The sequence below is a fragment of the Burkholderia sp. HI4860 genome (assembly GCF_002223045.2).
Classification (GTDB): Bacteria; Pseudomonadota; Gammaproteobacteria; order Burkholderiales; family Burkholderiaceae; genus Burkholderia.
This window is the reverse complement of the sequence record NZ_NKFO02000003.1, coordinates 2,429,656-2,442,768: the sequence shown is the minus strand read 5'-3', so window position 1 is coordinate 2,442,768 and position 13,113 is coordinate 2,429,656. Positions and strand designations below refer to the sequence as shown.

The 13,113-nt window shown below is 67.6% G+C and carries 11 protein-coding genes; 5 read left to right on the top strand and 6 right to left on the bottom strand.

The window, feature by feature from the left end:
• Positions 1-28: 28 nt before the first annotated feature.
• A complete protein-coding gene (locus CFB34_RS26620) occupies positions 29-916 on the top strand; it encodes a SprT family zinc-dependent metalloprotease (RefSeq protein ID WP_089440975.1) in 888 nt (295 codons plus the stop codon).
• Between the two features lie 108 nt (positions 917-1,024).
• Here the strand turns inward: CFB34_RS26620 and gloA are convergent, their stop codons facing one another.
• On the bottom strand, positions 1,025-1,414 hold the full coding sequence (gene gloA / locus CFB34_RS26615; RefSeq protein WP_089440976.1) for a lactoylglutathione lyase: 390 nt from the start codon (positions 1,412-1,414) through the stop codon (positions 1,025-1,027).
• Between the two features lie 357 nt (positions 1,415-1,771).
• Here gloA and CFB34_RS26610 point away from each other — a divergent pair, with 357 nt between their 5' ends.
• Positions 1,772-2,707 (top strand): DMT family transporter, encoded by a 936-nt coding sequence (locus CFB34_RS26610; protein WP_089440977.1) that lies wholly within the window; start codon positions 1,772-1,774, stop codon positions 2,705-2,707.
• A gap of 88 nt (positions 2,708-2,795) precedes the next feature.
• Here the strand turns inward: CFB34_RS26610 and rsmA are convergent, their stop codons facing one another.
• From rsmA to CFB34_RS26590, 4 genes are read right to left on the bottom strand one after another with little or no spacing between them, the layout of a single operon-like run.
• Positions 2,796-3,623 carry a 16S rRNA (adenine(1518)-N(6)/adenine(1519)-N(6))-dimethyltransferase RsmA gene (gene rsmA / locus CFB34_RS26605; protein ID WP_089440978.1) on the bottom strand — a complete coding sequence of 276 codons (828 nt, stop codon included), beginning with the start codon at positions 3,621-3,623 and terminating at the stop codon, positions 2,796-2,798.
• Positions 3,624-3,672: 49 nt separating this feature from the next.
• Positions 3,673-4,662, bottom strand: a complete 990-nt coding sequence (pdxA, locus tag CFB34_RS26600) for a 4-hydroxythreonine-4-phosphate dehydrogenase PdxA (protein WP_089440979.1) — start codon at positions 4,660-4,662, stop codon at positions 3,673-3,675.
• Positions 4,663-4,673: 11 nt separating this feature from the next.
• Positions 4,674-6,032: a peptidylprolyl isomerase gene (locus CFB34_RS26595; RefSeq protein ID WP_089440980.1), complete on the bottom strand. Its 1,359-nt coding sequence runs from the start codon at positions 6,030-6,032 to the stop codon at positions 4,674-4,676.
• A gap of 51 nt (positions 6,033-6,083) precedes the next feature.
• A complete protein-coding gene (locus CFB34_RS26590) occupies positions 6,084-8,444 on the bottom strand; it encodes an LPS-assembly protein LptD (RefSeq protein WP_089440981.1) in 2,361 nt (786 codons plus the stop codon).
• A 223-nt stretch (positions 8,445-8,667) separates the two neighbouring features.
• On the opposite strand from CFB34_RS26590, the gene CFB34_RS26585 reads away from it, so the two are divergent.
• Together CFB34_RS26585 and murU are read left to right on the top strand one after the other, a co-directional pair.
• Positions 8,668-9,717, top strand: a complete 1,050-nt coding sequence (locus CFB34_RS26585) for a phosphotransferase (RefSeq protein WP_089440982.1) — start codon at positions 8,668-8,670, stop codon at positions 9,715-9,717.
• Between the two features lie 32 nt (positions 9,718-9,749).
• Positions 9,750-10,469: an N-acetylmuramate alpha-1-phosphate uridylyltransferase MurU gene (murU, locus tag CFB34_RS26580; RefSeq protein ID WP_089440983.1), complete on the top strand. Its 720-nt coding sequence runs from the start codon at positions 9,750-9,752 to the stop codon at positions 10,467-10,469.
• Between the two features lie 201 nt (positions 10,470-10,670).
• Here murU and CFB34_RS26575 read toward each other — a convergent pair whose 3' ends face one another.
• Positions 10,671-12,542, bottom strand: coding sequence for an ABC transporter ATP-binding protein/permease (locus tag CFB34_RS26575; RefSeq protein WP_089440984.1), 1,872 nt, complete (start codon positions 12,540-12,542; stop codon positions 10,671-10,673).
• A gap of 175 nt (positions 12,543-12,717) precedes the next feature.
• On the opposite strand from CFB34_RS26575, the gene CFB34_RS26570 reads away from it, so the two are divergent.
• Positions 12,718-13,113: an acyl-CoA thioesterase gene (locus CFB34_RS26570; RefSeq protein WP_089440986.1), complete on the top strand. Its 396-nt coding sequence runs from the start codon at positions 12,718-12,720 to the stop codon at positions 13,111-13,113.

The window sequence follows — 13,113 nt, the reverse complement described above, 5'->3', positions numbered from 1 at the left end:
GTTGCGTACGACAAAAAGAAGCGAACTGATGAAACAGCGTCCGCGGCCACGGCCTGCCGTCGTGGCTCTCGATCATCGCCAGATGGATCTGCCGCTCTTCGACGGGCCGGCCGCCGCACCGTCGGTGCCCGCCACGCCGCCGGCGCCGCCCGAAGCGCCACCCGCGGCGCCCCTCGATCCGGGCCGCGCGCCCGACCGCTCGCGCGTGCGCACGTTCGCGCTCGACAGCCGCGTGCTCGAATACCGCCTGAAGCGCTCCGCGCGCCGCACGATCGGCTTCACGATCGACGGCAGCGGGCTGTCGATCACCGCACCGCGCTGGGTCACGCTCGCCGACATCGAAGCCGCGATCGCCGAGAAGCAGCGCTGGATCTTCGCGAAGCTCGCGGAGTGGAAGACGCGCACCGAACAGCGCGCGCTGCCGCAGATCGACTGGCGCGACGGCGCAGCGCTTCCCTATCTCGGCAAGACGGTGACGATCGCGCTCGGCGCGGGCGCCGTCGCGTTCGATGCCGATGCGCTGCGGCTCTCGCTGCCGCTGCCGGTGCAGGCCGACATGCAGCAGATCAAGGATCGCGTGCAGGGCTGGCTGCAGGGCGAAGCCAAGCGGATCTTCGGCGAACGCCTCGCCGTCTATGCGGAGAAACTCGGCGTCACGTATTCGATGTACGCGCTGTCGTCGGCCGCGACGCGCTGGGGCAGCTGCTCGAGCGACGGCAAGATCCGGCTGAACTGGCGGTTGATCCATTTCCCGATGTCGATCATCGACTACGTCGTCGCGCACGAGCTGTCGCACCTGCGCGAAATGAACCACAGCCCGGCCTTCTGGCAGACCGTCGAATCGATCTTTCCGGAGTTCCGCGAAGCGCGGCACACACTCAAGCACCATCCTCCCGAGCTGCTTCCGTCGCTGTGACGCGCACGGCGTCGCCGCCAACGAAAAAGGGCGATGCGGGTCACCCCGCATCGCCCTTTTTGGCTGCTGCGGCGCACATTGCACGCCGCAGCGCGGTTCATCCGGCGCTCAGTGCGCCTTTTTTTGAATGAACTCGATCTTGTAGCCGTCCGGATCCTCGACGAACGCGATCACGGTCGTGCCATGCTTCATCGGGCCCGCTTCGCGCGTGACCTTGCCGCCTTGCGCCTTGATCTGCTCGCAGGCCTTGTACGCATCATCGACTTCCAGCGCGAGGTGGCCAAAGCCGTTGCCGAGATCGTAGGCCGACGTATCCCAGTTATGGGTCAGCTCGATCACCGTGTTGTCGCTTTCGTCGCCGTAGCCGACGAATGCGAGCGTGAACTTGCCTTCCGGATAGTCGTCGCGGCGCAGCACCTTCATGCCGAGCAATTCGGTGTAGAACTTGATCGAGCGGTCGAGATCGCCGACTCGCAGCATCGTATGCAGAAATCGCATGTGTTGTACTCCTGTGGGGACTTTCCAGAACGGGGAACTCTACCAGAGTCAGGTGAATTTCGCCGGGGGCGCCTAGCCGGGGGATGCCTGGCCCGAGTGCGCCAATACGATCCGTCGGCACCCATCGGCGCGAGCCCAACGACCGAAAGCGGCACGATCCGGCTTACCCGGCTACTGCGCCGATCGGGTAACATCCTCCCACCTCGCACCAAAAGCGGGCATGCGGCCCACTGCCCGAACGCGACCACCCCTCCCTCGAGACAGCCACACTGCCGTGCGAAACCGCCGATTCGAGCGCGCCGGATGCGCGCCCTTCCCGAACCTGCAGCCGCCGTACCGAACCGGCGAGGTTCGCCGATGACCACACTCGCCGCCGCCCCCGCGCGCCGCGCGCTCGACACGCGCGCCGTCGGCCTAATGCTGCTGCTGTGCGCGATCTGGGGCTTTCAGCAGGTCGCGATCAAGAGCACGAACGCGGCAATCGCGCCGATGTTCCAGGCCGGACTGCGCTCGGTGATCGCGGCGGTGCTGCTGTGGGGCTGGGCCCGCTCGCGCGGTACGGCGCTGTTCCAGGCGGACGGCACGTTCGGCGCGGGCCTCGCGGCCGGGGCGCTGTTCGCCGGCGAATTCATCTGCGTGTTCTTCGGACTGACGCTGACGAGTGCGTCGCACATGGCGATCTTCCTCTACACGGCGCCCTGCTTCACCGCGCTCGGCCTGCATCTGTTCGCACCGGGCGAGCGGCTGCAGCGCACGCAGTGGGCCGGTGTCGGCCTGGCATTCGCCGGCATCGCGCTCGCATTCGCGGACGGCTTCCTGAAGCCGCGCGCCCCCGGCGCATCGGCCCTGGCCGGCCTGGCCGGCGACGCGCTCGGGATCCTCGGCGGTGCGATGTGGGCTGCGACGACGGTCGTCGTGCGCTCGACGGCGCTCGCTCGCGCGAGCGCGAGCAAGACGCTGTTCTATCAGCTCGCGGTGTCGGCGGTCGTGCTGGTCGCGCTCGCCGCGCTGTTCGGGCAAGTGTCGTTCGCGCAGGTGACACCGATCGCCGTGGCGAGCCTCGCATATCAATCGGTGATCGTCGCGTTCGTTAGCTACCTGTCGTGGTTCTGGCTGCTGACGCGCTACAGCGCGTCGCGGCTGTCCGTCTTCACGTTCCTGTCGCCGCTGTTCGGCGTCGCGTTCGGTGTGCTGCTGCTCGGCGAATCGGTCGGCTGGCGCTTCATGTCCGCGGCCGCGCTCGTGCTGACCGGCATCGCGCTCGTCAACGCGCCGCCGCGCAGGCGGACATGACGATCAGACGCAACACGTACGCGCAATAAAGAGGCTGCCTCACAGGGCAGCCTCTTCTTCCCATCCGGTCCAGCTCGCGCGAGCGGCCTCAACCGGCCTTGCGCACCGCCGCGAGCGCCTGCGCGACGCTGACGTATTCGGCCACGCTCACATCCTCCGCGCGGCGCGCGAGATCGAAACCGAGCGCGTCGAAGTCGATCGTCTCGCGATAGTCGCCGAGCGTATTGCGCAGCATCTTGCGGCGCTGCGAGAACGCGGCGGTGACGATTTCGCCGAGCAGCACGGGATCGACGTCCGGCAGTTCATGCGGTTCGTACGGAATCATCCGGACGATTGCCGAATCGACCTTCGGCGGCGGCTGGAACGATTCCGGCGGCACGTCGAGCATCTTCTCCATCACGTAGCGGTACTGCAGCATCACCGACAGACGCGAAAACGCCTTCGTGCCCGGCTCCGCGACCATCCGCTCGACGACTTCGTTCTGCAGCATGAAATGCTGGTCGATGACCGCATCGGCGAACGTCATCAGGTGAAACAGCAGCGGGCTGGAAATGTTGTACGGCAGGTTGCCGACGATCCGCAGCGACGGCTTGTCGCCGGGCGCCGCGAGCGACCGGAAGTCGAACGCGAGCGCGTCGCCCGCGTGCAGTTCGAGCAGCGCGCCGAAACGTTGCTGCAGGCGCCCGATCAGGTCGCGGTCGAGCTCCACTGCATGCAGCGGCGACTCGGGCGTCGCGAGGCGCTCGATCAGCGGCTCGGTCAGCGCGCCGAGCCCGGGACCGATCTCGACCATGCGCTGGCCGCGCGCGGGGCCGATCGTCGAGACGATCGAGTCGATCACGCCGTGATCGACGAGGAAGTTCTGCCCGAAGCGCTTGCGCGCGAAATGGCCTTGGTGCTGTCTGCTGTTCGACATCGACTGAGTAAAACGAAAAATACGACGAAAGAGGTGAAGCCGGGCCGCGTCAGGCCGTGCGGCGATGGCGCGCCATCGTGACGGCCGTGTCGAGCGCGGCGATCATGCTGCCCGGATCCGCGCGGCCGGTGCCGGCCAGATCGAGTGCCGTGCCGTGATCGACCGACGTCCGGATGATCGGCAGCCCGAGCGTCACGTTGATGCCCTCGCCGAACGTCGCATACTTCAGCACGGGCAGGCCCTGGTCATGGAACATCGCGAGCACGCAATCGGCGTCCGCGAGATGGCGCGGCTGGAACAGCGTGTCGGCCGGATACGGGCCGCGCGCGTCGATGCCCTGCGCGTTCGCGCGGGCCAGCGCCGGCGAGATCACGTCGATCTCCTCGCGGCCGAGATAACCGTTCTCGCCCGCGTGCGGGTTCAGGCCCGTCACGAGGATGCGCGGTGCGGCGAGACCGAAGTCACGCCGCAGGTCGCGATCGATGATCGCGAGTGTCTCGACGAGCCCGTCGACCGTGAGTGCGGCGGACACGTCCTTCAGCGGCAGGTGCGTGGTCGCGAGCGCGACGCGCAGCGGCTGGTGGCCGGTACCGGCCAGCATCATCACGACCCGCGGCGTATGCGTGCGCTCCGCCAGGTATTCGGTATGGCCGGTGAACGGCACGCCCGCATCGTTGATGGTGCTCTTCTGCAGCGGCGCGGTGACGATCGCATCGTACCGGCCTGCCAGCGCACCGTCGATCGCCGCGTCGAGCAACCCGAGCACGTACGGGCCGTTCGCGGCGTCCAGCTTGCCCGCCTGCACGGGCACGGCGAGCGCGTGATGCGCGATCGACACCGGCCCGCCGCCGGCCAGTGCGGCCCGGTCGGCGCCGACGGCCGCCGCACGCGCGTCGAGCAGCGCCGCATCGCCGAGCACGGTGAAATGTGCATCGGGCCAGCGCTGCGCGGCATCACGCAGCGCCTGCACGGTCAGCTCCGGGCCGACCCCCGCGGGTTCGCCAGTCGTGATCGCGATCTGCAGCGCGGGTGTGGTCATCCGAAGCTCGCTCAGTTCGCCGGGCCGACGCCGCCGATCTTGTACTGCACGTACGACGAATCGCGCAGCTCGCGCAGCCAGTCGGCATAGGCCTGCTCGGCCTTGCGCTGGCCGATCGCCTGACGCGCGATATCCATCTGCTGCTGCACCGAGCCTTCCGCTTCGCGGCGGCTCAGCACCTGGATCAGGTGATAGCCGTACTCGGTACGGATCGGCTGGCTGACCTGGCCGTCCTGCAGGTTGTTCATCGCGCGTTCGAATTCCGGCACGGTCTCGCCCGGGCTGATCCAGCCGAGATCGCCGCCTTGCGACGCCGAACCGTCCTGCGAGTAGGTGCGCGCGAACTTCGCGAAATCGCCGCCGGCCTCGACCTGGTTGCGGATGTCGGCCAGTTGCTGGCGCGCCTGGCCTTCCGACTTGCCTTCGCCCACGCGCAGCAGGATGTGGCGCACGTGCGTCTGGACGATCTTCGGTGCGGCCGCGGACGCGCCCTGGCTCTGGCGGCGATCGACGAGGCGCACGATCTCGAAGCCGTCCGGCACGCGGATCAGCGTCGGGTTGACCTGACCCGGGCGCAGCTTCGATGCGGCGTCGACGACGTCGGCCGGCAGCGCGCTCGGCGCCTTGAAGCCGAGGTCGCCGCCCTTCTTCGCGTCGTTTGCTTCCGAATTGTTCTTCGCGAGCTTCTCGAAATCGGCGCCCGACTTCGCCTGCTGCAGCAACGCGTCCGCCTTCTTCTGCGCGACTTCGATGTCGGCCTGCGGCGCGTTGGTCGGCGCCTTGATGAAGATATGCTGGAAGCGCAGGTCCTGCTGCTGCGACGCGCTCGGGCCGCGCTGGCTCGCGATGTAGTTCGCGACCTCGGCGTCCGACACGGTGATCTTGCCGTCGACCTCACGCTCGCGCAGCTTCGACAGCATCAGTTCGGTACGCGCGTCGCTCGTGAAGATGCTCCAGGGCACGCCTTGCGCCTCGAGACGCGCGCGGTACTGCTCGAGCGTCATGCCGTTCGCCTGCGCGAGACGCTGCAGCGTGGCCTGCACGGTCGCGTCGTCGATGCGGATCCCGTCGTCCTTGGCCTTCTGCACCTGGATACGCTCGAGCACCATCTGGTTCAGCACCTGCGCGCGCAACTGGTCGGTCGGCGGCACGGGTGCGTTCTGCTGCTGCAGCCGGCGGGCGATCAGGCCGGCACGCTGGTCGAGTTCGCGGCCCGTGATCACGTCGTTGTTGACGACCGCGACGACTTCGTCGGCGAGCTGCGCACCTTGCGAACCGAGCGCCTGCGCCGCGGCCGGCGCGGCGGCGAGCAGCGCGGAGGCCGCAGCGAGGCTGGACACGACTGCCGCGAAACGAAGGGTTTTCTTCATTGCCACTGGAACTCCATTGAAATCGTGCTGACCGGTGCAGACAAGCCGGCGTTACTCGTAGTTGCTGAAGCGGGACATCGGCGGCGGCGGCGGCGGCAGCGGCGTGTAGCCCGGCACCCCGGCGCGGAACGCCGACACGAGGCCGTTGTCGACGGTCGACAGGCCCTTGAGCGTCAGCTGCATCATGACTCGCGTCGACGAGTTCTGCTGTCCCGACGAATTGATGCCGTTCGCGGCCCGCTGCACCCCGACCCCGAGCGCCCAGCAATCCGCGTCGTATTGTAAGCCGACCAGACCGTCGACCACGCGATCGCCGGCGAGGTCGTAGTTGAAGCGGCCGATCGCATACAGGCGGCGCGTGAGCGGCCATTGCGCGGACACCAGGAACTGGTTGATCGGCTGGTTGTCGAGCGTGGTATTCGATCGCGTGTAGCGGTAGCCGACGTTGATCACGCGGCGCTCGCCCGGGCTGTAGCCGAAACCGACGCTCGATTTCACGAGCTGGTTGTTGTTCTGGTTGTACTGGAACGCCGTCTCCGACATGAAGCCCGAGCCGAGCTTCAGCGCGGCGCCGACGATCAGGTCCGAATGGCGCGCCAGCACGGCGCTCTGCCCAGGCGTCAGCGTGACGCGCTGATCGGCGAAGTAGTACTGCTGCGCGATCACGAAACGCGCGCGCTCGTCGCCGGTGCGCGGGTCGATGAAGCGCGACGTGAGGCCGGCCGTGATCCGGTTCGCGTCGGCGATCCGGTCGTTGCCGACGAACGTGTTCGGCTGGTAGATCTCCGCGAGGCCGAAGTCCGACTCCGCGGTGTCGAACAGCGGCGCGTTCGACTGGTCGCGATACGGCGTGTACACGTAGTACAGGCGCGGCTCGAGGGTCTGGATGAAGTCCTGGCCGAACAGGCGCACCGAGCGGTCGAAGATCAGGCCCGAATCGAAGCTCACGGTCGGGATCGACTCGGTGAAGCGCTTCGGATTGTTCGGCGTGCTCGACGACAGGTAGTTCAGGTCGTACGACGCGAAATGGTACTGGACCTTCGGCACGACGAAGTAGCCCGGGCCGTACACGCCGTACGCGATGTACGGGTTGAAGACAATCCGGTCGCCTTCGGTCGCATCGGCGGTCGTGATGCGGAACCGCGAATAGTCGGCTTCCGCGCCGAAGTCGAAGCCGCCGACGTTGTACTTCGTGTACTTCACGTTCAACTGCGGCTCGCGACTGTACGGCGCGATCGACGGTGGCAGCGTCTGCCAGTGCTGGTAGCGCGCGAGCACCGACCACGGGCCGTTGTTGTACGTGAGGCCCGCTTCCTGCTGGTACAGCGTCTGCGTCCCGTTGATGAACTGGTTCGACGAACCCAGTTGTTCGGGATAGGTATTGTCCGAGACCTTGTTGTAGTAGACGTAGCCGCCGAAGCCGCCACCGAAATTCTGCTGGTGCTGCCAGTAGATCGCGTAGCGGTTGCGGTGCTCGAGCCGGTCATCCGGCAGGTAGTTGGCCGTAAACGTGCCCGAATACGACGGCGACAGGTAGCGGAACGTCGCCTCGGTCATCACGCCGCGCCGCGAGATGATGCGCGGCGTGAGCGTCAGGTCGCGGTTCGGCGCGATGTTGAAGTAGTACGGCAGCGACAGTTCGAACCCGTTGCTCGAATTAATCGCGAACGTCGGCGGCAGCAGGCCGCTGCGCCGCTCGCCCGACAGCGGGAACGTCATCCACGGGCTCGCGAAGATCGGCACGCCCTGGAAGAACAGCACGCCGTTGCGCGCGGTGCCTTCGTCGGCACCCGTATCGAAGTCGAAGCGGCTGCCCTTGATGTACCACGCGGGGTCCGTCGAGCACTGGCACGCGGTGTAGGTGCCGTTGACGAACACCGAGCGCTCGTTGTCGACCATGTCGACGCGTTCCGCGCTGCCCGAGCCGCCCGTCACGTTGAAGTGATACTTCGGCGCCGTCATGAAGCCCTGGTTCGCCTCGATCTTCAGGTGCGCCTCGGGGCCCGCGAACGACGTGCCGGCATTGTTGATCCTGACCTGGCCGTACGCATCGGCCATGTCGGTATCCTGATCGTAGTGGATCGCGTCGGCCTTCACGACGGCGTCACCGCGCCGCAGCTCGGCCGAACCCTTCGCGGCGAGATCCTGCTCGGCCGTACCGCTCGTGTGGTCGGCGATCACGAACGCGGCCGGCTTCGCGCCGTCCTTCAGCGGATGATCCTCGAGCTGGGGCGCGAGACGCAGATCCCACGGCGAGTCGAGCGGCTGCGGCTGCGCGGCCGCGCCCGACAGCTGCGCGTACGACACGGCCGGCACGAGGCCGGGCACGGCCAGGAGTGCGAGCGCGAGCCGCCGTTTGCGCGGCGCCCCGTCACCGGGGAAAACATTCGGGAATAGCGGTTTGGGCGGCATCTATCGTTTGGCGAATCGCCCCTTGTCAACCGCGCCGTCGCGGCACATGCGCGCGCGGCAGGCCGCACCGTCGCACCGCGACTGCGGCTGAGCGCAAACCGGGGAGGCGTTCGGGCGACCGCGCGACAGGCGGCGGGCCTGCACGGCGGAAAGCTGACGCGGGGCGCGTCAAAAAAGTCGTGGGGTATTATATGGCAAGACGTTCCCCCCTCCGCCGAGTTTCATGACGCCCCCATCCGCCGCATCCCAGCCCGACGCCCGCCTCAAAGCGCTCACCGCGTGGCTGCACCCGCTCGCCGAACGCTATGCGCTCGACCTGTCGACCCTCGCGCCCGCCTCGTCGGACGCCAGTTTCCGCCGCTATTTCCGTGTCGCGTCGGCCACGAGCGCCGGCGGCACGCTGATCGCCGTCGACGCGCCGCCGCCCGAGAAGTGCCGTGAATTCGTCCAGGTCGCGCAACTGCTCGCCGCGGCCGGCGACCACGTGCCGGACGTGCTGGCCCACGATTTCGACGCGGGCTTCATGCTCGTGACCGATCTCGGCCGCACGTCGTACATCTCGGTGCTCGATCCGGCCGACCCGGCCGCCGCCAAGCCGCTGATGCGCGCGGCGCTCGACGCGCTGATCCGCTTCCAGCTCACGTCGAAGCCCGACGTGCTGCCGCCGTTCGACGAGGCATTCCTGCGCCGCGAGATGGAGCTGATGCCCGAATGGTTCGTCGGCCGCCACCTCGGCAAGCCGGTCACCGACGCGATGCGCGGCACGCTCGACCGCACCTTCGCGCTGCTGGTCGCCAGCGCGCACGCGCAGCCGCAGGGTTTCATGCTGCGCGATTTCATGCCGCGCAACCTGATGGTGTGCGAGCCGAATCCGGGCATCCTCGATTTCCAGGACGCCGTCTACGGGCCGCTGACATACGACGTCGTGTCGCTGCTGCGCGACGCGTTCATCAGCTGGGACGAGGAGTTCGAGCTCGACTGCTTCGCGTACTACTGGGAAAAGGCGAAAAAGGCCGGCCTGCCGGTCGACCCCGATTTCGGCGAGTTCTACCGCCAGCTCGAATGGATGGGGCTGCAGCGCCACATCAAGGTGCTCGGCCTGTTCGCGCGTATCAATTACCGTGACGGCAAGCCGCACTACCTGAACGATCTGCCGCGCTTCATCGCGTACGCGCGCAAGGTCGCGCTGCGCTATCGCCCGCTCGTGCCGTTCGCGAAGCTGCTCGACGAGCTCGAGGGCAACGCACCGGCCGACGTGGGCTATACGTTCTGATCCGTTCCGACTCTCCTGACACCCGGCCGAACATGAGCAACACCCTGACCACGGCGATGATCTTCGCCGCCGGGCGCGGCGAACGGATGCGCCCGCTCACCGACACCCGCCCGAAGCCGCTGCTCGAAGCGGGCGGCAAGCCGCTGATCGTGTGGCAGATCGAAGCGCTCGCCCGCGCGGGCATCGAGACGATCGTGATCAACCACGCGTGGCTCGGCGAGCAAATCGAGGCTGCGCTCGGCGACGGTTCGCGCTGGGGCGTGCGGCTCGTGTATTCGGCCGAACGCGAAGCGCTGGAAACCGCGGGCGGTATCGCGCAGGCGTTGCCGCTGCTCGAACGCGGCGGGCAGCCGGCCGTGTTCGCGGCGGTCAGCGGCGACGTCTACTGCGCGTTCGACTACCGGTCGCTCGCGCCGCGCGCCGCCCGGATGGCCGCGCTCGACGCGCCGGCGATGCACCTCGTGATGGTGCCGAACCCGCCGTTCCACCCGGCCGGCGACTTCGCGCTCGGCGACGATGGCCACCTTGCGCTCGACGGCGCCGCGCGCTTCACGTTCGGCAACATCGGCCTGTACGACACGCGGATGTTCCGCGATCTCGCGCCCGGCACGCGGCGCGCGCTGACGCCGTACTATCGCGCGGCGATCGAGGCCGGCCGCGCGAGCGGCGAACTGTATGAAGGTATCTGGGAGAACGTCGGCACGCCCGCACAGCTCGGCGAGCTGGATGCACGGCTGCGCGCCGCGGAGTGACCGGCTGACGGGTCGTCGGGCGGATCGACCAACTGACCGGTCAGCTGACTGACTTGTTGGCTAGCTGGCTGACCGGCGAACTGGCGGCGTTGGCGTGGCCGATCAAAGGGTCCGCGCGTGTCGGACCGCCATGCCGGCCCGGCTCCCGCCCATCAAACGTGCCCCGTCCTGCTGCGCCCACCCCGCGCGCGGCCCCGCCGCTCACGCGGCTTCCGCTTCTTCCCCGCCTGCCGCCGCACGCTGCTGCTGCAACGCCCACATCTGCGCATACAACCCGTCGGCGCGCACGAGTTCGTCGTGCGTGCCGCGCTCGACGATCCGCCCGTGGTCCATCACGAGGATCTGCTGCGCGTGCACGACCGTCGACAGCCGGTGCGCGATCACGAGCGTCGTGCGATGCCGCGCGATCTGGTCGAGTTCGTGCTGGATCGCGCGCTCCGAGCGCGAATCGAGCGCCGACGTCGCTTCGTCGAACAACAGCACCGGCGGGTTCTTCAACAGCGTGCGCGCGATCGCGACGCGCTGCTTCTCGCCGCCCGACAGTTTCAGCCCGCGCTCGCCGACCGGCGTGTCATACCCCTTCGGCAGGCTTTCGATGAAATCGTGGATGTGCGCGGCACGCGCGGCCGCGATCACCTCGTCGCGGGTCGCGGTGGGCCGGCCGTACGCGATGTTGTAGTAGATCGAGTCGTTGAACAGCACGGTATCCTGCGGCACGATCCCGATCGACGCGCGCAGCGAGTCCTGCGTAACGTCGCGGATGTCCTGGCCGTCGATCCGGATCGCCCCGCCCGCCTGCCGGTCGAGATCGTAGAAGCGGAACAGCAGCCGCGACAGCGTCGACTTCCCGGAGCCGCTATGGCCGACCACCGCGGTCGTCGTCCCTGCTTCGATCGTGAACGACACGTCGTGCAGGATCTGCCGCGCCGGCTCGTACGCGAAATTCACGTGCTCGAAGCGCACCTGTGCGCCGGCGACCGCGAGCGGCCGAGCATCGGGCAAATCGGCCACTTCCTTCGCGGCCGACAGCAGCCCGAACATGCGATCCATGTCGGTGAGGCTCTGCTTCAGCTCGCGATAGACGACGCCGAGAAAATTCAGCGGGATGTACAGCTGCAGCATGAACGTGTTGATCAGCACCAGGTCGCCGAGCGTCAGCTTGCCGGCGAGCACGCCCTGCGTCGCGCGCCACAGGATGAACACGAGCCCCGTGCCGATGATGGCCTGCTGGCCGAAGTTCAGCACCGACAGCGAATTCTGCGAACGGATCGCGGCCTTCCGGTAGCGCTTCAGGTTCTCGTCGTAACGCTGCGCTTCCCACTCCTCGTTGCCGAAATACTTGACCGTCTCGTAGTTGATCAGCGAATCGATCGCCCGCGAGTTCGCACGCGAATCGAGTTCGTTCATCGTCCGGCGGAAATGCGTGCGCCAGTTGGTGACCTTCACCGTGAACACGATGTAGGTGACCAGCGCCGCGAACGTCACGTACGCGTAATAGGCCTCGTACTTGACCACGAAGAAGCCGAGCACGAGCCCGACCTCGACGAGCGTCGGCAGGATGCTGTACAGCGAATACGAAATCAGTTGCTGGATGCCGCGCGTGCCGCGCTCGATGTCGCGCGACATGCCGCCGGTCTGGCGCTCCAGGTGAAACCGCAGCGACAGCCCGTGCAGGTGCCGGAACACCTGCAACGCGAGCTGGCGCACCGCGCTCTCGGTGACCTTCGAGAACAGGATCTCGCGCAGCTCGGTAAACAGTGAAGTGGACAGCCGCACGAGCGCATACGCGACGACCAGCAGCCCCACGCCGCCCGCGAGCACGATGCCGGCCGACTGTTCGGCGCGGCCGATCGCGGTGATCTGCTGGACGTAGGACAGGTGGTCGACGATGCGCTTCATCACGACCGGCACGCCGAGGTTCGCGACCTTCGCGCCGATCAGGCAGCCGAGCGCGAGCGCGACGCGCCATTTGTAGGTGGTCAGGTACGGCAGCAGCGACCGGATGGTTTGCCAGTCGTTGCGGGGCCCGGTCGAAGCCGGCGCGGGCTCGCCGGAAGCAGGAAATCGGCGCATGGGGGGAAGGATCGGCGGCGGTGCCGGACGCGTGCATCGGCGGTCGGCTCGCTCACTTTCTCGTACAATTTGCGAACGTTGTATTGTCGCAGAAGCCGCTTCGCGCCGCTGCCGGCGCCCTCGCCGGCCGGCCTGCGCGTGGCGGCGTATTTATTACAGGATGAAAGCCCCCGCCATGACCGATTCGACCCTCGAACTCCCGCAAAAGCAGCCCGCGCTGCGCGTCGTCCCGCAACCGCACGACGCGAACGTCCACGGCGACGTATTCGGCGGCTGGATCATGTCGCAGGTCGACATCGCCGGCTCGATCCCCGCGAGCCAGCGCGCGAACGGTCGCGTCGCGACGGTCGCGGTCAATTCGTTCGTGTTCAAGCAGCCGGTGTTCGTCGGCGATCTGCTGAGCTTCTACGCGACCATCACGCGTACCGGCAACACGTCGATCACGGTCGACGTCGAGGTGTACGCACAGCGCATGCGCCTGATGGGCGAGGTCGTGAAGGTCACCGAAGCGACGCTCACCTACGTCGCGACCGGCTCCGACCGCAAGCCGCGGCAACTGCCGCCGCTCTGA